Below are 21,328 nucleotides of genomic sequence, written 5' to 3'. Positions count from 1 at the left end.
ACCTTTATTTTATAAAGTTGAATTAAACAATTAACATTTAAACCAAACTTTCCTGTGCTATTAAAAAGCCTAATATTTCGTTATTCATCAGTACTGTCTCAGTTACAGTCGCCGCATGAGCGCCCTGCCTTAAAAGAGTCAACTGCGCATGCGGAAACAACTGTTTTAGCTTTTGTGAGCGTTGGTAAGGCACAAGGAAATCATCTTGGTTCGCGATCAAATGCATAGGGATATTCTGCAAAGCCGCTCGTATCTCCTCGCTCAGTTGGAAGGCCATTAAAGCACTCAGTCGTCGTAATACATTTTCATGTGGTGGAAAGTTTTGAATTTGGAGCTGTTCTTGTTGTTGAATACTTTCTATATTTGCTGAAATCCAAGCGGGTGGATATAAGAACAATGCTTGCGCTTTGACATAAGCTTCTGTTCCAGCCCATTTTAAAAGATTGATTCGTGTTTCAAAGCATTTATAAGTATGCGCATCTAGCGTATCCCAGCCATTTAAAATCGTGATGGACAACATACGATACGCTGTCAGTTGGCATAAATATGCTAATTCGGCACCAATAAAGCCGCCCAATGCATGACCAATAAAATGAAATCGTTGAATATGATGTTGTTTTAAAATCAGCAAAAGTTGCTGCCCCAAATCTCGCATACAATAATCTGGTTTTAATAATGCTGCATCAGCACAGCAGCCTTCTTGATCGTAAATCAATACATGAAACTTAGACTGTAGCACTTGAATTTGGGGTTGCCAAAACTGACCATGTCCGCCTAAACCAGACGATAGAACCACATATTCTGCACTTTCTTCATTTGAGGGAAAAATTTGTACATTCATCTTAAAATTTACTTATTGGTCAAAAAAAATAAGTTGCAATAATTATGCCTTTAATAAATACATATATTTTTAAATTTTATAGTGCTATTTTATAAATAGATGAGAGATTATGCTGTCATAAGACTCATATATGAAAAAATAATAAAAGCTTATTATAAATAATCATAAAGAATACAAATATTATTAAATTTTTATCCTTAAATTATATAAATATCGAGAACTTAAGTGATATTCAAGATAACTATTTTTGATGTAAATAGAACGTATATATAACTTTAACTAATATTTTATTTCACTAAAAGCCATGCATATTACACATGAAAACACAACATTATGAACTGCTTAGTTTTATACTAAGCGCACAGTTGTTTTGTTTTATGAGTAGGTTTTAAATGAACACAGGACTTGAAATCACGTCTATGCGCGACTCTGCTGAAGTTGTTGTGAGTATTTTAAAATCTCTAGCCAATACCGATCGTTTATTAATTCTATGCCATTTGTCACAACAAGAACTTAATGTTTCACAAATTGAAGAAATTACTGACATCAAACAGCCAACACTTTCTCAGCAATTGATGATGCTACGCAAAAGCGATGTCGTAAATACACGTCGTGACGGTAAGCAAATTTACTACTCCATTAAAGACGAACGTATGATAGAAGTCTTAAATACTTTATATCAGTTGTATTGCCCTAAACCACGTCTTTAAAATCAAATAATTATGCTATTTTTGATGTGAGTATAATGAATGCTAAGACTTCTTAGCATTTTTTATGCATAATATCTAAATTTATGATTTAGATTTTTTTATGTCTGATTGGAATCGTCGTCTAGGCCTTTATCTCCCCGCATGGCAGTGGCTCAAGCACTATGACACGCCTACTTTTAAATCAGATTTACTTGCATCCTTTATTGTCATTGCCATGTTGGTTCCTCAAGGTATGGCATACGCCATGTTGGCAGGTTTACCTCCAATTACAGGATTATATGCCAGTATCATCCCGATGATTATTTATGCCATCATCGGCGGCAGTTCCACGCTTTCGATTGGTCCCGTTGCCATCATTTCCATGATGACCTTTGCGACTTTGAATTCGATGTTCGAAGTTGGTTCACCTGTCTACATACAGGCAGCCTGTCTATTGGCGCTCATGGTCGGTGTTATTTCTCTGTGTTTGGGGATACTACGCTTTGGTTTTTTAATTCAACTCATTAGCCATCCCGTTATTCAAAGTTTCATTATTGCTTCGGCCTTACTCATTGCTTTGGGTCAGTTGAAGTTTATTGTTGATCTGCCTTTAAAAGCCAATAATATCCCCGAGTTTGCAACTAGTGTTTGGCAATACATTAGTCTCACTCACGTAGGGACGCTAGTCTTTGGACTCTGCGCCATCGCTTTTTTAATTTACACTCCCAAACTATTAAACAGCCATGCCATTAAGTCTTGGTTCGGATCGACTGTATTACTTTCGCGCACCATTCCTTTATTTTTAGTGGTTGCGTCGATCGCCTTAGTCTATTTTTTCCAACTGCAAACATTTGGAATCAAAACGGTCGGAGTAATTCCATCTGGTATGCCTCCGCTCGATATGCCGTATTGGAACTGGGCTCTAGTTCTGCAACTGTTGCCAGGCGCCACCATGATCGCAATGATCAGTTTTGTTGAATCATTGTCTATTGCCCAAGCAACAGCGCTACAAAATCGTAGTCAACTGAATAGTAACCAAGAGCTGATCGCTTTGGGATTAGCCAACATCAGCGCTGGTTTGAGTTCAGCCTTTCCTGTCACAGGCAGTTTATCTCGTACTGTCGTTAATGCAGATGCAGGTGCTCAAACCCCTATGGCAGGAGTGATATCATCATTATTGATTATTGTAGTGAGCTTATACTTTACTGGTTTTTTTCAAAACCTGCCTTTAGCCATTCTGGCTGCAACGATTATTGTCTCTATTTGGAAATTGGTAGACTTTAGACCCTTTATTGAAGCATGGAAATATTCAAAAGCAGATGGTATTGCTATGTGGATCACGTTCTTTGGGGTCGTATGTATAGATATTTCAACAGGTCTGATCATTGGCATGATCTCAACATTTGTTTTATTGCTTTGGAGAATTAGCCGTCCACATATTGCGGTGATTGGTTTGGTCGAAGGTACACAACATTTTCGCAATGTTGAACGTCATGATGTTCAAACAGCTGCACAAGTGCTTTCCATGCGTATAGATGAAAACCTAAGTTTTCTCAATGCCAATGTCTTAAAAGGTGAACTGATTAATGCAGTCAGCCAGCAACCTACACTGGTTCATGTAGTGATCAATTGTTCAAGTATCAGCAGTATCGACCTAAGTGCTTTAGAAATGTTAGAAGATATCAATCTAGAGTTATCTAAACAAAACATTCAGCTGCATTTATCGGAAGTTAAAGGCCCTGTGATGGATCGGTTACAAGGCTCAAAACTGTTAAAGCATTTAAGTGGAAAAATATTCTTGACTCATTATCAAGCAATTCAAACGCTTGCACCACAGCTTCTATCGACACATTCAATATGATCTATATATGAAAGTTTTTTGGCATAAATGAAAAACTTTCTATGTCTTTTTATGATAAAAACCCATTAAATATGTCATTTTTATGAATAAGAATGAATAATAAAAACTGAAATTACAATAACTTAATTTTTATATTTAAATATTTTTCAGTCAGTTAGGAAATTAGGTATAAAATGGCGCACTTAAAATCCGTATTTTGTCCTCGTAATTTTCAAGGCGCCTCTATGTTCTCTGTTTTAGCGCGAATGAGTTTAGTTACTCGAATTATCATTGCCATTATTTTAGGTATTGGTGTAGCTCTTGTTTTTCCCGGTGTTGCACCTTATTTGAGCCTACTAGGCGACTTGTTTATTAAAGCGTTAAAATCTGTGGCGCCTGTACTTGTTTTCGTTTTAGTTCTTGCCTCTATTGCCAATTTTAGAGTGGGCCACAGTGCAAATCTACGTCCAATTATCATCATGTATGCAATTGGTATGTTGCTCGCTGCGTTTGCAGCGGTTGCCGTCAGTATTATTTTCCCAAGTACATTATACTTAAATTTACCTGCAAATACGGATCTACAAGCACCAAGTAGCCTGATTGAAATTTTTAAGAATTTACTGCTCAGTTTCATCGCTAACCCTGTAACTGCAATTAGCGAAGCAAACTTCATTGGTATTTTAGCTTGGGCTGTTGCTTTAGGCGTAGCTTTTCGCCATGCAAAAGACACGACTAAAGACTTCTTAAATGACACAGCTCATGCGGTAAACAGTGTTATCCGCCTCGTAATTAACTTTGCACCAGTGGGTATTTTTGGCTTAGTGGCCGTCACTTTTGCTGAAACGGGTCTAAGTACTCTAGAAAGCTATGCTCAGTTGCTTGCAGTATTGCTGGGTACTATGGCTTTTGTGGCACTGGTAATTAACCCACTTATGGTTGCGGTTGTAACACGCAGCAACCCCTATCCTTTAGTATTCCAGTGTTTACGTGAAAGCGGTATTACTGCATTTTTTACACGTAGTTCTGCTGCGAATATTCCAGTTAACTTGGACCTTGCAAAGCGCTTAGGCGTTCCTGAGTCTACGGCAAGCGTAGCAATCCCTTTGGGCGCAACCATCAATATGGCTGGCGCATCTGTGACCATTACTGTACTTACACTTGCAGCAGTCAATACCTTGGGGATTGATGTTGACTTTACTACGATGATGATTTTATCAGTACTTGCGACAGTGTCAGCATGTGGTGCTTCTGGTGTTGCAGGTGGTTCTTTGCTGTTGATCCCTGTTGCTTGCGGCCTGTTTGGTATTTCTTCTGATATTTCGATGCAAGTCGTTGCTATCGGGATGGTGATTAGCGTATTGCAGGACTCAACTGAAACAGCGCTTAACTCATCAACTGATGTATTATTCACTGCAGCAGTTGACCGAGCTTCAAAATAATATATTGTAGAATCAGTACATTGTTTCATTTTTGAAGTTATGCCATTTCAACACTTACCATTTTGGATACAACTGGGTGCATTCTTTTTAGCAATTAATGCTGGAATGATTAATGTTTTAGGACTGGTCACAGTATTACACCAGTCCGTTTCCCACATGACAGGTAATATCAGTGTTTTAGCCATGTCACTTGCGAACTGGCAACCTGAGCACATCTTATACCTTGCACTTGTTACATTATGCTATGTGGTAGGGTCATTTTACAGTGGTATCATTTTAGGAAATAGCCACTTTCAGTTGGGTCGCCGTTATGGCTTACCCCTTAGTCTGGTGGCTTTTTTTATTTTTCTATGCTGGTTGTTTCTGCCGTACTTTCCGCGCTATGCACTGCTCTGGGCATGTGTTGCAATGGGTGTACAAAATGCCATGGTCAGCCACTACAAAGGAACCATCATTCGAACCACACACTTGTCTGGTGTCTTAACCGACTTAGGTTTAGCACTCGGCTATCGGGCAAGAGGTCTCGTGGTCGAACGACGCCGTGTTGTATTACATCTTCTTATTTTAATTGGTTTTTTCATTGGTGGACTCAGTGCAAGTTTGATCTACCCTTATTTCAAACTCAACTCTTTCTTAATCCCGACAGCATTAAGCTTGATCCTTAGTGTTGTATATTGGATCATCTATTTTCGATATCGTCGTATTTAAACACAATTGTGGAATTCGTTATGGTTAAAAATGCATTACAGGCTCAGTTACTCAAAGCCGGTTTAGTTGACAATAAAAAGGCAAAAAAACTCTCTAAACAAGCAGTGCATGAGCAAAGAACTGGTCAAAGCAATGAAGCTGAGATTAAGGCAAAAATTGCGCAAGACAAACAGCAAAAATTAGAGAAAGATCAAGCCATAGAGCTTGAGAAGAAAGCTCTGTTGCAAGAAAAAGAGCTCAAAGCAGCCATTGTTCAAATGATCTCACAACATAAAATCCGTGATACGGATGGCGAAGTCATCTACCAATTTATTGATGATGGCAAAATCAAAAAACAATATATCAATCAACAAATTTATAATGCCCTAGTTGCAGGCAGTTTGGTGATTGCTCGTGATCATGACAACTATGCTTTCTTACCAAAAGCTTTAGCTGAACGTATCAATACTAAACTTGAAGGTTTTATTATTGTCAATAACTCAGAAAAGAATGAAGCTGTCACTGATGAAGAAGATCCTTATGCAGCCTATGTCATTCCAGATGACTTAATGTGGTAATGATTTGACCATTTAACGTTCAAGAAGCTTCCGACAAGGAGGCTTTTTTACAATAAAATGATAGTGATAAATCCCTCGTTTTCATGTTGGTCTTTTTTCTTTCAATCCAACACATCTATTGAATCTATCTATAATTCAGCCAACGCTCCCAACAACGAGTAAATAATCAAGTCGTTGAAAACGTGTATAAATTTAGTGACATGATTTGATTAATCTGTATAGCTGATTACACTATTTTCAGTGTTTTAATCAAAAGAAGACTAAATTTTGGATAAATTTCATTTTATACAGAACTTAAAAGACTGGTCAGATCAGTATCCTTGGATCGAAATGCTCACAGGGTTTTGCATACTGATTTTAATTGCAATATTGGCCTATATTATTGCTAAACATGTTGTTGTCCGTGGTATTCGGCATCTCATCACTAAGCTAAAATTTGCCAATCATGACATCATGTCGCAGCATAGTGTGATTCGTCGAATTGCGAACATTGTCCCAGCAATCGTCATTATGAATGGTATTGTCACCGTCCCCCACCTGTCTGCGAAAATGGTCAGCTTTGTGCAAATGGCAGCGCAAGCATTCATCTTCCTGACCATCGCCTTAGCCATCGGTGAATTGCTTAATATCTTCAATTTGGTGTATCAGCGTAATCCTAAATCACGCAATAAACCCATCAAAGGTTATTTGCAACTCATCAAGCTGATTATCTTTATTGTCTGTGGTTTGATGATTCTAGGGACTTTCCTGAAAAAAGATGTCTTCACTTTGCTTGCAGGTTTTGGTGCAATGGCTGCAGTGTTGATGCTGGTTTTCCAAAATACAATTTTGTCATTGGTGGCTTCTGTGCAGATTTCATCTTATGACATGGTACGTATTGGAGACTGGATTGAAATGCCCTCACTTAATGCCGATGGCGATGTGATTGATATGTCATTACATACCATTACCGTACAGAATTTTGACAAAACATTCACCACCATTCCAACCAACAAATTGGTCACTGACACCTTTAAAAACTGGCGTGGAATGTCACAGTCTGGCGTTCGGCGTATTAAACGCTCCATTTATATTGATCAAAGCAGTGTTCATTTCATGTCAGAAGAAGAGCAAGTTAAACTGCGCGATTTCCTGTTACTAGATCAGTATTTAGATCATAAGAGTAGTGAATTGATTGAGTTTAATCAAAAACTTGACAATACATCACCGTGTAACCAAAGACGCTTGACCAACATCGGAACGTTCCGTGCTTATGTCGAGTTATACCTTAATCAGCATCCCAATATTTCAAAACACCAGTCCCTCATCGTACGTCAGTTACAGCCAACGGAAAAAGGTTTGCCACTAGAAATTTATGCATTTAGCAACCAAATTGCATGGAAAGACTACGAGGCTATTCAGTCAGATATTTTTGATCATTTAATTGCGATTATTCCAGAGTTTGGACTCAGAATTTACCAAGCACCTTCAGGGCATGATATGCAAGTTGCACTATCTGAACATTAAATTTCTTATTTAGCACACTCAAATAGTTTCAATTTGAGTGTGCCCAAACTTTTCAAATATATAAAAATACTGACTAAGTCTATTGGCTTAATTTTCATCCTTTCCCGGGAAAATCTATTCTGCTTTAACATTAATGATTAAAAACTGTGTTAATTAGATTGAGTATTGTGTAAATAAATTACATGAATAATTACATGAAATATACGTCTTTATCACAACATCCACCTTTTCTCTTCATTAAATTAGCCATTCCTTTTAACTTTAGTAAGACATTCTAAAATGAATACTTTAAATAAAACTTTCATGGCTACTCTTTTAGCTGTTGCAGCGACTTCTTCCTTTGCAGCAGAAGCGCAATCTGTAGAAACAACTCAAGCGATAGTTACAACTGAAAACACGACTTCTGCTTCGGAAGCTACTGCAGCTGATGTTACGGCGACTTCGGAAGCTCAAGCAAACTAACACATTAAGTGTTTCAGGGAGTCCAACTTAAATTGGATTCCCTTGTATAAAACACCATGTCTAAGCACAAAATTTGTATTAAAAGCAATTCTCTCTGGACAAAACTACCATTTCCTAAACAGACACATGGTCTTGTAATTTACAAACAACTGAACGACCTTTTCATGCTAAAATTCTCGAACTCTGATTATCTATAAAACAAACTGTTATTCCCTAAACAGCTTATTTTTACAAGGTTTTATTTATGTTCAAATGGTTTGAAAAGCGTGTTGATCCCTATCCAGAAGAAGGACTAAACCAGCCTTTACCAACCACTTTCTTTCCATTTGTTTGGCAGGCAGCTAAAGGTGTCCGTCAATATTTAGTGATTTTAGTTTTATTCACTGCTGGTGCGGCCAGTTTTGAAGCACTCCTTTATGCAAAAATTGGTGAACTGGTAAATTGGCTCAGCAAAAGTCAGCCTGAAACCTTTTTAGCAGAACACAGTTCAAACCTTAGCCTGCTGTTTTGTATTTTGTTAGCCAACATTTTCTTTGCCAGCCTCCAGTCCATTATTAAGCACCAAATTTTGTTTAGTTCTTTCCCAATGCGTTTGCGTTGGCGCTTTCACAATCTTTTACTGAAACAAAGTCTCGACTTTTTTCATAATGATTTTGCAGGACGATTGTCTGCAAAGGTCATGCAAACAGCTCTCGCCGTACGCGAGTTCTGGGTCATTTTAGGCGACATGTTGGCCTATGTATTGATTTACTTTATCACTGTCAATCTAGTCCTTGGTGCTATTTCACCCTTGTTAATTGTGCCTTTGCTAGTTTGGTTGGCTTTATTTATTTGTGCTGCGTATTACTTTATTCCACGTTTAAGCAAAGTCTCTAACGAACAAGCTGATGCTCGTGCGGTGATGACAGGCCGTGTAACCGATGCTTATACCAATATTCAAACCGTTAAACTCTTTGCCCATGCTGGGCGTGAAAGCCAATATGCCAAAGCCTCGATGCAAGAGTTTATGGTTACGGTCTATAAGCAAATGCGGTTGGGCGCAAAGTATGAAATTAGCATCCTATTTTTAAATGTCGTGCTCTACGTTGGTGTCCTCGGCACAGCTGTCTGGTTATGGATGAATGGACAGGCTGAACTTGGTGTCATTGCAGCAGCAACAGCCATGATTTTAAAGCTGAGTAGTATTGCTGAGTTTATCATGTGGCAAACCTCAGCCTTATTTGAGAATGTCGGTACCATTCAAGATGGGATGAAAACGCTTGGTCGCCCGATTAATATCCAAGATAAGCCTAATGCTAAAGACCTTGAAGTTAAACAAGGTGTGATTGAGTTTAATGACGTAACTTTTGCGTATAACAGTAAAAATGTCATCGACAATTTAAACTTACATATTCGTGCAGGTGAAAAAATTGGGATTGTGGGTCGCTCTGGTGCAGGTAAATCCACCCTCATTCAACTTTTATTACATTTTTATCAGTTAAAACAAGGTGAAATTTTAATTGATGGACAAAATATTGAAGACATTACTCAAGATAGCTTACGTCGCAATATTGCTTTAGTCACTCAAGATACCTCCTTACTTCATCGTAGTGTCGCTGAAAACATTAAATATGGTCGTCCAAATGCAACAGATGAGGAAATGTTTGCTGCCGTACGCAAAGCCAAAGCTGAAGAGTTTATCCCACAACTAACAGACTTACGTGGCAAATCGGGTTATGAAGCCTATGTCGGTGAGCGTGGGGTAAAACTTTCAGGTGGACAACGTCAGCGTATCGCAATTGCTCGAGTATTCTTAAAAGATGCGCCTATTCTGATTTTAGATGAAGCCACCAGTGCCTTGGATTCTGAGGTTGAAGCTGCGATTCAATCTAGTTTAGATGACCTCATGGAAGGTAAAACGGTAATTGCAATTGCACACCGACTCTCAACCATTGCACAAATGGATCGTTTAATTGTGCTCGATGAAGGTCATATTGCTGAGCAAGGGACGCATGAGGAACTGATTGAAAAAAATGGCATTTATGCACATTTATGGCAGCGTCAGACAGGTGGTTTTTTAACAGAACAACATCCGATCAAAGCGCAAAAGGAAGCTTAATATACTAAACAATATTATTGACTGAATGATCGTTTAAGCCTAGATCTCCTTAGAGGTGATTTAGGCTTTTTAATTTATCTATAGTCACGATTAGCCTATTTATAACAATCGTTATAAGCACAGTAAAATACTTATGTGTGCAACGAAAAATTATGCTATTTATTATTTACTTAAAAGGAATTCAACCCCCGATAAACTGAACCTATATTTGCTCAAAGTATATTGTCAAACAATATACTTCATGGATTTTCATTATTCATGCCAATATAACTTCAGACCGAAAAGAAAGAAAAATGCAATGGATCGCGCATGAAAACAGTTTCACTTCGCCAAGATCAAGGAATTCCTGGTGTTTATGGCTTATTGTTATTAGATGTTGTGTCTCGCTGGGGCTATAACGCAGAGGCACTCTTTTCCCCTTTTCAACTCACCAGCGAACAACTTGCTGAGCCTGATTTTCGTATCCCAGTGCATACTGCGAATGAATTGGTTAAATTAGCCAGTCGTCTGACTGGTGAGCCCACTCTAGGCTACCATCTTGGTACGCAGATGCGTATTTCAATTCATGGTTTCATTGGCTATGCCATCATGACCACACATGATATTGGTGAAGCTTTGGTTCTGGCAAATCGTTTTATTCAACTACGTATGCCTTTTTTGCAGCTTTTCTTTTCTACCTTTGGCGAAAAAGCAACTTTACAATTACGTTGCGATGTTGATATTGAACCTTTGCGTACGGATATTGCGATCAGTATTATTTTTGGGATTGTGTCAATGAGTAAGGCACTCACTGGTATTGAGGCTCTGGCAGGTGAAATTGATTTCGATTTTCCAGAGCCAGAAGGCTTTGACCGCTACCGCGCAAAGCTGCCTAACCATAGTGTTCGTTTTGATCAACCTCATTTACTTTTAAGCTTTGATAAACATTACTTAGGCTTTAAAATGGTCAATGCCGACCCACTTGCAAGCCAAATTGCGATTAATCAGTGTGAAGCCGAACTCTCCGCTATGGGTGAACGCCGAAGATTATCTATGCGAGTTCGTGACATTCTAACCCGATCGGAACAACACTACTTAAGCATCGAGCACGTGGCTGACCTATTACACATGTCTGATCGAACACTGAAACGCCAATTGGCTGCTGAAGGTACTTCATTTTCCACCATTGTTGACGAAGTTCGATACCGCCATGCCACCTCACTACTTTCTCGTACTGACTATAGTCTGGAACAAATTGCAGATGAACTAGGATACAGCGATGTAGCCAATTTTAGCCGTGCATTCAAACGCTGGAGTGGTCGCAGCCCAAGTAATTGGCGTAAAGATCCCTATTTATAAGCCTTTTGTTTTTATAAAAAAGCATGTATAAATCATGCAAAAATGTTTTTTGTATTTTAAGGAGTTATTCATGAATCATCCTTCAGAATTGAAGTATGCAAGTACACATGAATGGGTGCGTATTGAAGGTGATCTGGTTGTAACTGGTATTTCAGACCACGCACAGGATGCTTTAGGCGATTTAGTCTATGTTGAAACCCCAGAAGTTGGTCAACAGATCACAGCTGGTCAACAAGCAGGCGTCGTTGAATCAGTCAAAACAGCTTCTGACATTCATGCACCTGTATCAGGCACCGTTGTTGAAATCAATGCAAATTTGGAAGATGACCCAGACTTTGTCAATGATGACCCATATGGTAAAGGTTGGATTTATAAAATTAAGCCTGACAATATGGCCGATGTTGAACAGCTTCTATCAAATACAGCCTATGAAGCTGGACTATAAATAAAACTGAAGCGTTTGAAATAAGCAAAGTCAGTCTTCGGACTGATTTTTTATTATCCTGCTATTTTGAGAAATAAATCATTTTCTATAGCACAGTGACCGTCTATTTATTTCCATTTATCACAATAACTACACTTTTCACGTTTTTTGTACTATAATTAAACAATTCTAAACTGTACGATAGCGTCTCAAGATCCCTGCATAAAAAAATAAAAGCGCCTTGTGACTTAGCCTCAAACCAAAGGTTCAGCATGTCCACGTCCAATACCCCAACGCTGTGGAATAAGTCTTTTATTCTTTGCTTATTCAATAATTTGTTCTTATTCATTTTTTATTTTGCACAAACCACCATTCTACCAATTTATATTTTAAAAGATTTGGGCGGAAATCTTACGCAAGCAGGTTTAGCCATGACCTTGTTTATGGTTTCATCCATTGCTGTTCGACCTTTTAGTGGACTGATTATTGAAAAATTTGGTCAAAAGAAAACACTTTTCATTTCGGAAGCCTTATTTTGCCTATTTTCCTTAGCTTATCTCTTAGCTGATAACTTACAGGTGCTTTTATTGATTCGTTTTCTGCACGGCATCTGGTTCAGCATTGTTACAACTGGGGCTGTTCCTATTGTGAATGAGTTTATCCCAGAGAAACGTAAAGGCGAAGGTATGGGCTATTTTGTCATGTCAATTAACCTAGGTATTGTTCTAGGACCATTCATCGCTTTGACGCTTATTCAGTCTATGTCTTATCAAATGGTTGCAGGATTTTTGGCATTTAGTGTCTGGCTTGGTTTTCTCTTTTGCTTTTTTATCCCAATTCCTTCGAAGCCCAAACATTCTAAATCTAGTAAAAAACATAAGCTCAGTAGAGATGATTTTATAGAAATAAAAGCCTTAAACATTTCAATTATGGCCATGATTATCTCTTTTTCCTATGCCAGCATCATGTCGTTTATCTCTACCTATGCAGAGTCTAAGCATCTTCTTAATTATGCAAGCTTGTTTTTTATTGTCTTTGCTATTGCTATGATGAGCCTACGCCCTATTACAGGCAAGATTTATGATCAACATGGTGCAAATTATGTAATTTATCCTGCTATTCTCTTGTTTAGTTTAGGTCTTGTAATCCTAAGTCAAATTCAATCATTAGCGGGCTTGCTCATTGCAGCGGTATGTGTAGGTATGGGCTTCGGTTCAGCTCAACCCTGCCTACAAACCCTAGCCATTCAACGTGCTGAAAAGCATCGGATTGGACATGCAACTTCCACATTTTTTACCATGTATGACTTAGGTATTGCTTTAGGTTCAATTTTGCTGGGACTACTGATTTCAAAACAGGGCTATAGTTTCACCTATTTACTGTGCGCAGCAACGACAGCATTAAGTTTATTCTTCTATACTTATGTCATAAATCGTAAAAATATATCTAAATAGAAGTGTCCGCAGGTTCTGATCATTAAACATACGGACTCAAAACTTAGCTTTCAGCTTGTGTTTCTTCTAAGTCTTTTGACTTCTCAGGAGTTGTTTGATCAAAAGATAAAACACTACTTGTATTCAAATGTGGATTTGCTCTACTGCTTTTGAGTTTAATTTGTAAGCGCAATTCATTTACCGAGTCTGCATTGCGTAACGCTTCTTCATAGGCAATTGCACCTTGATTATACAAATCAAATAAAGCCTGATCGAATGTTTGCATTCCAAGCTCTCTTGACTTTGCCATCACTTCCTTAAGCTCATGAAAATTCCCCTTTAATATCAAGTCTGACATCAAAGGCGTATTGAGCATGATTTCCACTGCTGCACGGCGACCACGACCATCTTCAGTACGGACTAAACGCTGCGAAATAATCGCCTTCATATTTGAAGATAAGTCCATCAAAAGCTGATTTCTTCGTTCTTCTGGAAAGAAGTTAATAATACGGTCTAGGGTTTGATTGGCATTATTGGCATGCAAAGTTCCAAGACACAAATGTCCTGTTTCTGCAAAGGCAATTGCATGCTCCATCGTTTCAGTATCTCGAATCTCACCAATTAAAATAACATCAGGTGCTTGGCGAAGTGTATTTTTTAAGGCATTGTGCCAAGAACGGCTGTCCACCCCTACTTCTCGGTGAGTAATCATTGATTTTTTATGCTTATGTACATACTCGACAGGATCCTCAACGGTAATAATATGCCCTGCTGAGTTTTCATTTCGATGGTCAATCATGGCTGCTAAAGAGGTTGATTTACCAGATCCTGTACCACCAACAACCAATACCAGACCGCGCTTTTCCATAATCACATCTTTTAAGGACTCTGGAAGCTGCAACTTGGTAAAATTCGGTATTTCCGCAGCAATCGTACGAATAACCATCCCTACTTGCAGTTGTTGCTGGAATACATTGACACGAAAACGAGAAACATTGGGAACACTAATTGCAAAATTACACTCAAGCTCAGTTTCGAATTCTTGACGTTGCTTTTCGTTCATTAAACTATAGGCAAACAGCTTAGTTTGATCTGCTGCTAAGTTCTGTTGCCCTAAAGGCTTCATCAAGCCTTGATGCTTGATACTCGGAGGAAAGTCCGCAGATATAAATAAATCTGAACCGCCATACTCAACCACCTTGGTGAGCATGTGGAACATCATTCGACGAGCTTCTTCTAAGAGTTCTGCAGTATACATAGTGTTCTCTAAAAATTAGTGCAAATAGCTGACCCTAAAAAGCATTTTTGTTAAAAATACAATTTGTTATCATGTTTCTAAGGTTACTGATTGTGCATAACTTTAACCGCCAGCTCAACCTCATTTATTCTTTCATAAATCATTTTTAACTTATTTTTCAAATTATTATCAGTATTTTCTGAACTACATCACAAAAAAAGACCTTCAAATCTGAAGGTCTTTTTATAGGTACTTCAATCATGCGCTACGCTGTATAGCATGCATTCTTAAAGTATCAGCAATATCTAATAGTACCTGTTGTGTTTTTTCCCATCCTAAACATCCATCCGTTACCGATTGGCCATAGACCATATCTGATGAGATCTTTTGATGACCATCTACCAAGTAACTTTCAAGCATGACACCACATACATTACTTTGAGCACGCTCTTCAACAATACTACGCAATACCTCAGGTTGATTGAGCGGATTTTTGGCACTATTACCATGACTACAGTCAATCACTAGAGCCGGTAATTCGCCTTTCACTTTATCCTGCATTTGGCGAATATGTGTTATGTCATAATTAGGTCCAGAATTTGCACCGCGTAAAATTAAATGAGGCTTCGGATTTCCAGTAGAGTGCAACATGCATGCCATGCCTTGCTGCCCCACCCCCATGAACTGATGCGGATTTGTCGCTGACTGAATCGCGTCCAATGCAATTTGAATAGAACCATCTGTCCCGTTTTTGAAGCCTATGCTGAATGGCATGTGACTTGAGATTTCACGGTGAATTTGCGACTCACTCGTACGTGCACCAATCGCCCCCCATGCCAACAGATCATCAAAATATGCTGTTGCCATTGGACTTAAAATTTCTGAGGCAATAGGCAGTCCTTTTTCAATAATGCTTAAATACAATGCACGAGACTGCTCTAGGCCTAACTGCATATTTGAGGAACCATTTAACATTGGGTCGTATAAAAAGCCTTTCCAGCCAACGGTTGTCCGTGGTTTCTCGATATAAGCACGCATAACGAAGAAAATTTGGTCTGCAACTTTGCTCTGTAATTGTTTTAATTTTTCAGCATATTCTAATACTGCAATCGGGTCGTGAATAGAACATGGTCCTGTAATCACCATAAGACGATGATCCTGCCCACTCAAAATCTTTTGAATCGTTTGACGCTGTTCAGCAATTTGTAATTTTAATGCTGCTGAAAGTGGTAGCTGTGTTTTGAGTTGCTGTGGTGAACTTAAAGACGTTTCTTGAGCTGTTTGTTGAGCTTGTTGTAGTGCAGTATTTAGAGCATTCATTGGTTTGTATCCTTTGGACTGTGGTCTCAGTCCGAGCTTTTATTTGAGCGTTATGGGTCTAATGGATTGTTCGGCTGAAGTCATAAATTGACTAAAGTAAAACCAATAAAAGTTGCTAAAGTATGAATAGTTAATCGTTTTCATGAAGTTCTCCAAAATTTATTAAAATAGCAGATATAAAAAAACCTGATCAGGGTTGCCGATCAGGTATTAACTGGGTGGGCAACCTTTTGATGCCCGAACGCGTTCAGGCAACTATCTAAATTGCCAAAAATAATATGTCGCGTTAGAAACTACAGGTTGCTTTAACATTTTTATATCTTCAAAAATATGTTATCTGAAATTTAAAATACGCTGATTTTTTTGCTTTTACAACACTTTTTTATAGAAAAGTGTTGTTCTATCTCCATAAACACAACCCTCCAGGAAAATCGGAAATCATGCAAGCTGTCTTTGTCTAAAGATCAATGTTTAGTGTCGTTTTAATAATTGCATTTCAGCCTGTTGAGCCGAAACTGGAGGGCTAAACAAATAGCCCTGCCCAATATGACAACCCATTTCCCTTAAAAGTTGTAATTGAGTAGCTGTTTCAATGCCTTCAGCAATAATATCCATAGATAATAAGGGGCCCAGTTTAGCTAATCCCTCAACAATCGCATAAATTGATTTATCTTCACTTAATCGCTGTACAAATGAGCTATCAACTTTAATGATATCAACAGGATAGTCTCGTAAATGAGTTAGTGAAGAATGCCCCGTGCCAAAATCATCTAATGCAATTCTCACACCATTGGCTTTAAGTTTTTTTAAAGCTCGAATAACGTACTCATAACCCCGTTCTGCTAAATGGTACTCTGTGACTTCTATTTCAACAAATTTTGCTGGAATAGCATGTGTTTTAAGCCGTTTTAAAAATATTTCTGCGAAGTTATCTCGCATAAATTCAACAGGTGCAGCGTTGATTGAAATAGGAACAACCTTTAACCCTTTTGCTAGCCATTCAGTAATCTGTTTAAAAACCTGATTCTGCATAATTTCACTTATACGACTAGATAGCTCATAATCATTAAACGCAGCAGCAATTCTTGCAGGGCTTTGAATATTATTATGTTCATCTCGCCAACGTAATAGCGCTTCATAACCAATAATTTTTTCAGACTTTAAACAGACTTTAGGCTGAAAATAAGCCTCAATAGTCAAGTTACGAATAATTTGATGTGCGCAATTCAGTTGTGCTGAATGCTCTCGAACAGCATTAAACATGTCTTGATCAAACATTCGCATACCGCCACGCCCTTGGGCTTTAACATCGGTAAGTGCGGTATCTGCACACTTCATTAACTCGACAATATCACTAGCATCATCTGGATATAAGCCACAGCCGATACTCATGCCTCCATTAATATAATTACCTGCGAATGTAATCGGGATCTCTAATTGCTTTAAAATCAGTTGAGCAATTTCATTGAGTTCACCAATATCTCGTACATGTGGAATAATGACTCCAAACTCATCACCGCCAAGACGCGCCAAGAATGCTCGTCCTTCAAGAGTCTGTTTTAAGCGTTTAGATAATATGCGCAAAAGATGATCGCCTGCAGCATAACCCAGCGTATCATTAATTGTTTTAAAGTGATCTAAATCCAACAACATCACAGCAAGCTTTTGCTTTTTATCCCGTGCATTTGTATATAGTTTTCTTATTTTTTCTTTAAACGCTCTACGGTTATTTAAGCCTGTAAGTTCATCCCGTTCATTTCCTTGTTTAAGCTTTTGTTCTGCCAAGTATTGTAAAGTTACATCACGTGAAACACATAAAATACTTTGGGTTTTACCATCGACATCTAGTACAGGTGTAAGCACATTATCCCAGTAATAGACACTGTCTTTAGAAAAGCTCATGCCATTAAAACGTGAGTTTTTTCCATTGTTAGCATCGAGCATCGCCTTTTTAGCTTTTTTACGAATCGCTTGTGGCAAAATTTCGATCCAAGACATGCCAAACTCTTTTAAATCTGCACGCCCAAAAAAATTTTCACATGCTGACTTATTCATGTGTGTGATTGTGCCATCAGGGTCAACCACAATAATACAATCCACACTAGCATCCAACATATCGGCATGAGCTCTTAAAAGAGCCAATGATTCAATATGGATTTTCATGCCCTGATGAATATTGGTACAACTGATTTTAAAACCACCGATTGGACTATTTTCCAACTCAGCTTGAATTAAAAACCAGTGATACTCGCCTTGTTGGTTACGAATTCGGCAGGATTTTTCAAATTTATGTTCGACTACAATTGCTTGATGCAAAAAATCATCGAGTACTTGAACATCTTCAGGATGAATATAATGAAGTAAATTAAATTCTTGTTCTGATATATTCATCACACCCAAATATTGGCGTAGCGGTAAGTTTAGGTACTTACATACATGACTATGCATCCAAAAAAGCTGAGGAATAGAATCAATCAATAAACTGTCATTTTTAGAAATGGCAGTTTTCCCTGCCTCATGTTCATAAGCAAAATTTTTAGATTTAATTTTCGGCTGTGATTGGATTCGCGACATAATAATTATCTGCAACTTAAACTAGCTGATTTAATCCGTAATCAGACATATTGTTTAAAAAAGAAATCAAGCAAAGTCATAAATATAAATTAAAAAAACAAAGAAAAACAAATGTGAAGTGACGTTGCGTGATTGCCATCACACCATGCATCATATACAACTTATATGAGCCTATACCAATGAAAAATTGCAACATTTACACAAATCCGACAAATAAACAAAAGCGATATTTGGAATTAAACTCAGCCTATCCTTGCTGGGGAAAAGAGCATATAAAAAAAGTAATAAAATTTAAATAATAACAACTAGATAAAATAAAAGTTCAAACATGCAGACAGATCACTGATTATTTTTAGTTAGAATGAAACATTATTTATCAGTATTTTATGCGCTAATTTTGAGCAAAAAAAGAAGTCTAATTGGTAGATCCATTCCAATTAGACTTTTACTGAATTAATGCATTTTAAATACATTAATTCAGTAGCGCTTTCTTCAATAAATTTAGATTGTGTTTAATAAATGAAAATGAATTTTCATTCTTCGCATAGCACTGGTTTGGTAATGAATATTTCGCCAATTTTGCCCAAACAGATGAAAACTGTTTGATAAAACTGGCTTCATTGTAATGAATCCCATAATCCGCACATAATTCTTTAACTTTTGGGGCTACTTGTGCGTAGCGATTTGCAGGCATATCTGGAAAAAGATGATGTTCAATTTGATGGCTCAAGTTGCCACTTAAGATATGGAGCCACTGTGTTCCAGTAAAGTTACTCGAACCTCGAATTTGACGCAGATACCACTCGGCCCGTGTTTCATTGTCGATATTGTCCATTTCAAAATTTTCAGCGTCTTCGGTAAAGTGACCATTAAAAATCACCGCGGATGCCCACAAGCTACGAATAACATTCGCCACAGCATTTCCTGCAAAGACAGGCAATGCATTTGGCCCAGCGATGATGGGGAAAAAGACATAGTCTTTAATCACTTGGCGTTTCATTTTCTGTCTAAAATTATATGACTCTACCCAAACTTCACGCCATGTTTTGGTTTTATAAGCGACCACATCTTCGATATGCAGATTTTGTATGCCAACGTACCACTCAAAAAATACCATCAACTGAGCAGCTAAAGGCAAATTCAGCAGAAAGCGAGGTTCCCATTTCTGTGCATCACTCACACGGACTAAGCCATAACCGACATCATGATCCATCCCGACAATGTTGGTATAGGTATGATGGATGTAATTATGTGTATGCTTCCAGTCGGGACCTGTGGCCATAGTATCCCAATCATAATTGCTACCATTGAGACTCGGATCATTTAGCCAGTCAAACTGACCATGCATGACATTATGCCCAAGTTCCATATTTTCTACGATCTTAGAGACCCCCAATAAACCTGTGCCCAGAAGCCATACTGGAGGTAACCACCCTGCAAACATGAGCATTGTACGTGCGCCTATTTCGCTATAGCGGACAAAATTTCGGATTGTGTAAATATATTCGGCATCTTTTTCATTGAGGCTTTCCATCACTTCACGGCGGATCGCTTCAACCTTTGAGCCAAACTCTTCGATTTGTGCAGGACTTAAATATTTGGATTTACTGCTTTCACTAAAATATACGGGAAGATTCATATCTATACCTTCTTAAAGGTTAATTACAACAGGACTAACCGCCTGTGAAATGCATAACTTAATTTGAGTGTTATTGTTTTGATCCAGTTCACCTGTGAGTAGATTACGCACCACACCCTGAACTTTGGTACATGAACAAGTATTACAAATCCCCATACGACAGCCATGTGCGGGACGTAACCCCGCCTGTTCGGCACTTTCTAATAAATTGCTTTGAGCTTGAAACTGTTGCTGCGAACGTTGAAATGTGACCATTTGAGCGTTCTGAGTGTGATCGACAGTAATTTGAAAGTATTCGGTATGCAGATGGTCAATTAAGTCTAAAGCCTGATAGATTTGTGTCAGACTTTGCATCATATTGGCAGCACCGCAGGCATAACATTTGCGTTGTTCAAAACCTTCAACCTTTTGGCTAAGCAAGTCTTGGCTCAGATGTTGTTTATCCAGCAAGGTATTTATATGATGATATTTAAACTGCGGATAATGTTCCGCTAAACGTTGCAGTTCTACGTGAAAGGCATCATCCCGCGTAAAGTAAATTAGATCAATATGGGAAACTATTTGTGTTTGTTTTAATGCAGCATTAATCAATGCGTAAATTGCAGTAATGCCACTTCCAGAGGCAATCATCAGTGCAGAATGAGGCTGTGTTTTTAAAACAAATTCACCCTGCGATTGGGAAATTTCAACTACACTTTTTTCGAACTGCTGAGTAAGCGTATTTGAGACTTTTCCCTGTTTTTTTACAGCAATCACAAGATTATCATTGTCTAAAATTTCAACAATCGAATAGCTACGTTGCCAACGTACACCACCTATAAGCACCGTCACTAAGATGCTTTGCCCAGCTTGATAACCAGCGACTTTAAAATGACGATTTGGCTGTAACTGCATGCACACGAAGTCATCTGACAAATGATGCTTTGCAACAATCTGTGCTTTGGCCTTTTTCCAAGCCCACAGCGGATTTATTTTTTCAGCTAGAAAATCCACAAAATCTTCTCGAACCCATTCTGGGTGGTACTCAATATGCTTTCCCATAGTCACCCTCTGATCTAAATTTATTTTTATACAAGTGTGCATTATTGAATCATCAAGATACGGTTAGAAGTTGTTTTCAGCTATGTCATAAAAGGACAAAATCTAACAAATTGACATTTTCTATCATTCTTGTCTAACAATATGAACAGTTTTGCCACCCCACTTTTCGTTTCATTAAAAAC

At 38.1% G+C, this 21,328-nt stretch carries 17 protein-coding genes; 11 read left to right on the top strand and 6 right to left on the bottom strand.

Annotation, left to right across the window (positions count from 1 at the left end; genetic code table 11):
- Nucleotides 1-37: 37 nt before the first annotated feature.
- On the bottom strand, nt 38-841 hold the full coding sequence (rutD, locus tag B4F08_RS03875; RefSeq protein WP_291373286.1) for a pyrimidine utilization protein D: 804 nt from the start codon (nt 839-841) through the stop codon (nt 38-40).
- 392 nt (nt 842-1,233) lie between these two features.
- Here rutD and B4F08_RS03870 point away from each other — a divergent pair, with 392 nt between their 5' ends.
- The 11 genes from B4F08_RS03870 (at nt 1,234) to B4F08_RS03820 (ending at nt 13,356) form a co-directional block, all read left to right on the top strand.
- Nucleotides 1,234-1,551: an ArsR/SmtB family transcription factor gene (locus tag B4F08_RS03870; protein ID WP_291373284.1), complete on the top strand. Its 318-nt coding sequence runs from the start codon at nt 1,234-1,236 to the stop codon at nt 1,549-1,551.
- Nucleotides 1,552-1,651: 100 nt separating this feature from the next.
- A complete protein-coding gene (locus B4F08_RS03865) occupies nt 1,652-3,391 on the top strand; it encodes a SulP family inorganic anion transporter (protein ID WP_291373282.1) in 1,740 nt (579 codons plus the stop codon).
- Nucleotides 3,392-3,615: 224 nt separating this feature from the next.
- Nucleotides 3,616-4,809, top strand: a complete 1,194-nt coding sequence (gene sstT, locus B4F08_RS03860) for a serine/threonine transporter SstT (RefSeq protein ID WP_086210044.1) — start codon at nt 3,616-3,618, stop codon at nt 4,807-4,809.
- A 39-nt stretch (nt 4,810-4,848) separates the two neighbouring features.
- On the top strand, nt 4,849-5,517 hold the full coding sequence (locus B4F08_RS03855) for a YoaK family protein (RefSeq protein ID WP_086210045.1): 669 nt from the start codon (nt 4,849-4,851) through the stop codon (nt 5,515-5,517).
- Between the two features lie 20 nt (nt 5,518-5,537).
- Nucleotides 5,538-6,074, top strand: a complete 537-nt coding sequence (locus B4F08_RS03850) for a DUF2058 domain-containing protein (RefSeq protein WP_110973999.1) — start codon at nt 5,538-5,540, stop codon at nt 6,072-6,074.
- A gap of 267 nt (nt 6,075-6,341) precedes the next feature.
- The gene (locus tag B4F08_RS03845; RefSeq protein WP_086210047.1) at nt 6,342-7,580 is read left to right on the top strand and encodes a mechanosensitive ion channel family protein; all 1,239 of its coding nucleotides are present in this window, start codon (nt 6,342-6,344) and stop codon (nt 7,578-7,580) included.
- Between the two features lie 279 nt (nt 7,581-7,859).
- The gene (locus tag B4F08_RS03840) at nt 7,860-8,042 is read left to right on the top strand and encodes a hypothetical protein (protein ID WP_291373278.1); all 183 of its coding nucleotides are present in this window, start codon (nt 7,860-7,862) and stop codon (nt 8,040-8,042) included.
- Nucleotides 8,043-8,286: 244 nt separating this feature from the next.
- A complete protein-coding gene (locus tag B4F08_RS03835; RefSeq protein WP_086210048.1) occupies nt 8,287-10,140 on the top strand; it encodes an ABC transporter ATP-binding protein in 1,854 nt (617 codons plus the stop codon).
- Nucleotides 10,141-10,449: 309 nt separating this feature from the next.
- Nucleotides 10,450-11,478: an AraC family transcriptional regulator gene (locus B4F08_RS03830; RefSeq protein ID WP_119063467.1), complete on the top strand. Its 1,029-nt coding sequence runs from the start codon at nt 10,450-10,452 to the stop codon at nt 11,476-11,478.
- A 70-nt stretch (nt 11,479-11,548) separates the two neighbouring features.
- The gene (gene gcvH, locus B4F08_RS03825) at nt 11,549-11,923 is read left to right on the top strand and encodes a glycine cleavage system protein GcvH (protein WP_086210050.1); all 375 of its coding nucleotides are present in this window, start codon (nt 11,549-11,551) and stop codon (nt 11,921-11,923) included.
- A gap of 251 nt (nt 11,924-12,174) precedes the next feature.
- Nucleotides 12,175-13,356, top strand: coding sequence for an MFS transporter (locus B4F08_RS03820; RefSeq protein WP_414632442.1), 1,182 nt, complete (start codon nt 12,175-12,177; stop codon nt 13,354-13,356).
- Nucleotides 13,357-13,399: 43 nt separating this feature from the next.
- Here the strand turns inward: B4F08_RS03820 and B4F08_RS03815 are convergent, their stop codons facing one another.
- From B4F08_RS03815 to B4F08_RS03795, 5 genes are all read right to left on the bottom strand, one after another.
- Nucleotides 13,400-14,593 (bottom strand): PilT/PilU family type 4a pilus ATPase, encoded by a 1,194-nt coding sequence (locus tag B4F08_RS03815; RefSeq protein ID WP_291373275.1) that lies wholly within the window; start codon nt 14,591-14,593, stop codon nt 13,400-13,402.
- Nucleotides 14,594-14,830: 237 nt separating this feature from the next.
- Entirely contained in the window at nt 14,831-15,892 is a 1,062-nt protein-coding gene (locus B4F08_RS03810) for a 3-deoxy-7-phosphoheptulonate synthase (RefSeq protein WP_291373274.1), read from the bottom strand.
- 471 nt (nt 15,893-16,363) lie between these two features.
- Complete coding sequence (locus B4F08_RS03805) at nt 16,364-18,466, bottom strand: EAL domain-containing protein (protein WP_291373272.1); 2,103 nt, start codon at nt 18,464-18,466, stop codon at nt 16,364-16,366.
- Nucleotides 18,467-18,938: 472 nt separating this feature from the next.
- Nucleotides 18,939-20,105, bottom strand: coding sequence for a fatty acid desaturase family protein (locus B4F08_RS03800; protein WP_291373269.1), 1,167 nt, complete (start codon nt 20,103-20,105; stop codon nt 18,939-18,941).
- 12 nt (nt 20,106-20,117) lie between these two features.
- Nucleotides 20,118-21,146 carry a flavin reductase family protein gene (locus tag B4F08_RS03795; RefSeq protein WP_291373267.1) on the bottom strand — a complete coding sequence of 343 codons (1,029 nt, stop codon included), beginning with the start codon at nt 21,144-21,146 and terminating at the stop codon, nt 20,118-20,120.
- Nucleotides 21,147-21,328 lie beyond the last annotated feature (182 nt).

The sequence above is a fragment of the Acinetobacter sp. UBA6720 genome (genome assembly GCF_002454215.1).
GTDB lineage: Bacteria > Pseudomonadota > Gammaproteobacteria > Pseudomonadales > Moraxellaceae > Acinetobacter.
This window is presented reverse-complemented; position numbering and strand designations above follow the sequence as displayed.

Bases quoted from the DNA above. Each gene is read 5' to 3' on its own strand.
- sstT (WP_086210044.1), top strand. From the start codon at position 3,616: ATGTTCTCTGTTTTAGCGCGAATGAGTTTAGTTACTCGAATTATCATT.
- B4F08_RS03870 (WP_291373284.1), top strand. From the start codon at position 1,234: ATGAACACAGGACTTGAAATCACGTCTATGCGCGACTCTGCTGAAGTT.
- B4F08_RS03840 (WP_291373278.1), top strand. From the start codon at position 7,860: ATGAATACTTTAAATAAAACTTTCATGGCTACTCTTTTAGCTGTTGCA.
- B4F08_RS03850 (WP_110973999.1), top strand. From the start codon at position 5,538: ATGGTTAAAAATGCATTACAGGCTCAGTTACTCAAAGCCGGTTTAGTT.
- B4F08_RS03855 (WP_086210045.1), top strand. From the start codon at position 4,849: ATGCCATTTCAACACTTACCATTTTGGATACAACTGGGTGCATTCTTT.
- B4F08_RS03795 (WP_291373267.1), bottom strand. From the start codon at position 21,146: ATGGGAAAGCATATTGAGTACCACCCAGAATGGGTTCGAGAAGATTTT.
- rutD (WP_291373286.1), bottom strand. From the start codon at position 841: ATGAATGTACAAATTTTTCCCTCAAATGAAGAAAGTGCAGAATATGTG.
- B4F08_RS03815 (WP_291373275.1), bottom strand. From the start codon at position 14,593: ATGTATACTGCAGAACTCTTAGAAGAAGCTCGTCGAATGATGTTCCAC.
- B4F08_RS03835 (WP_086210048.1), top strand. From the start codon at position 8,287: ATGTTCAAATGGTTTGAAAAGCGTGTTGATCCCTATCCAGAAGAAGGA.
- B4F08_RS03810 (WP_291373274.1), bottom strand. From the start codon at position 15,892: ATGAATGCTCTAAATACTGCACTACAACAAGCTCAACAAACAGCTCAA.
- B4F08_RS03800 (WP_291373269.1), bottom strand. From the start codon at position 20,105: ATGAATCTTCCCGTATATTTTAGTGAAAGCAGTAAATCCAAATATTTA.
- gcvH (WP_086210050.1), top strand. From the start codon at position 11,549: ATGAATCATCCTTCAGAATTGAAGTATGCAAGTACACATGAATGGGTG.
- B4F08_RS03820 (WP_414632442.1), top strand. From the start codon at position 12,175: ATGTCCACGTCCAATACCCCAACGCTGTGGAATAAGTCTTTTATTCTT.
- B4F08_RS03805 (WP_291373272.1), bottom strand. From the start codon at position 18,466: ATGTCGCGAATCCAATCACAGCCGAAAATTAAATCTAAAAATTTTGCT.
- B4F08_RS03865 (WP_291373282.1), top strand. From the start codon at position 1,652: ATGTCTGATTGGAATCGTCGTCTAGGCCTTTATCTCCCCGCATGGCAG.
- B4F08_RS03830 (WP_119063467.1), top strand. From the start codon at position 10,450: ATGAAAACAGTTTCACTTCGCCAAGATCAAGGAATTCCTGGTGTTTAT.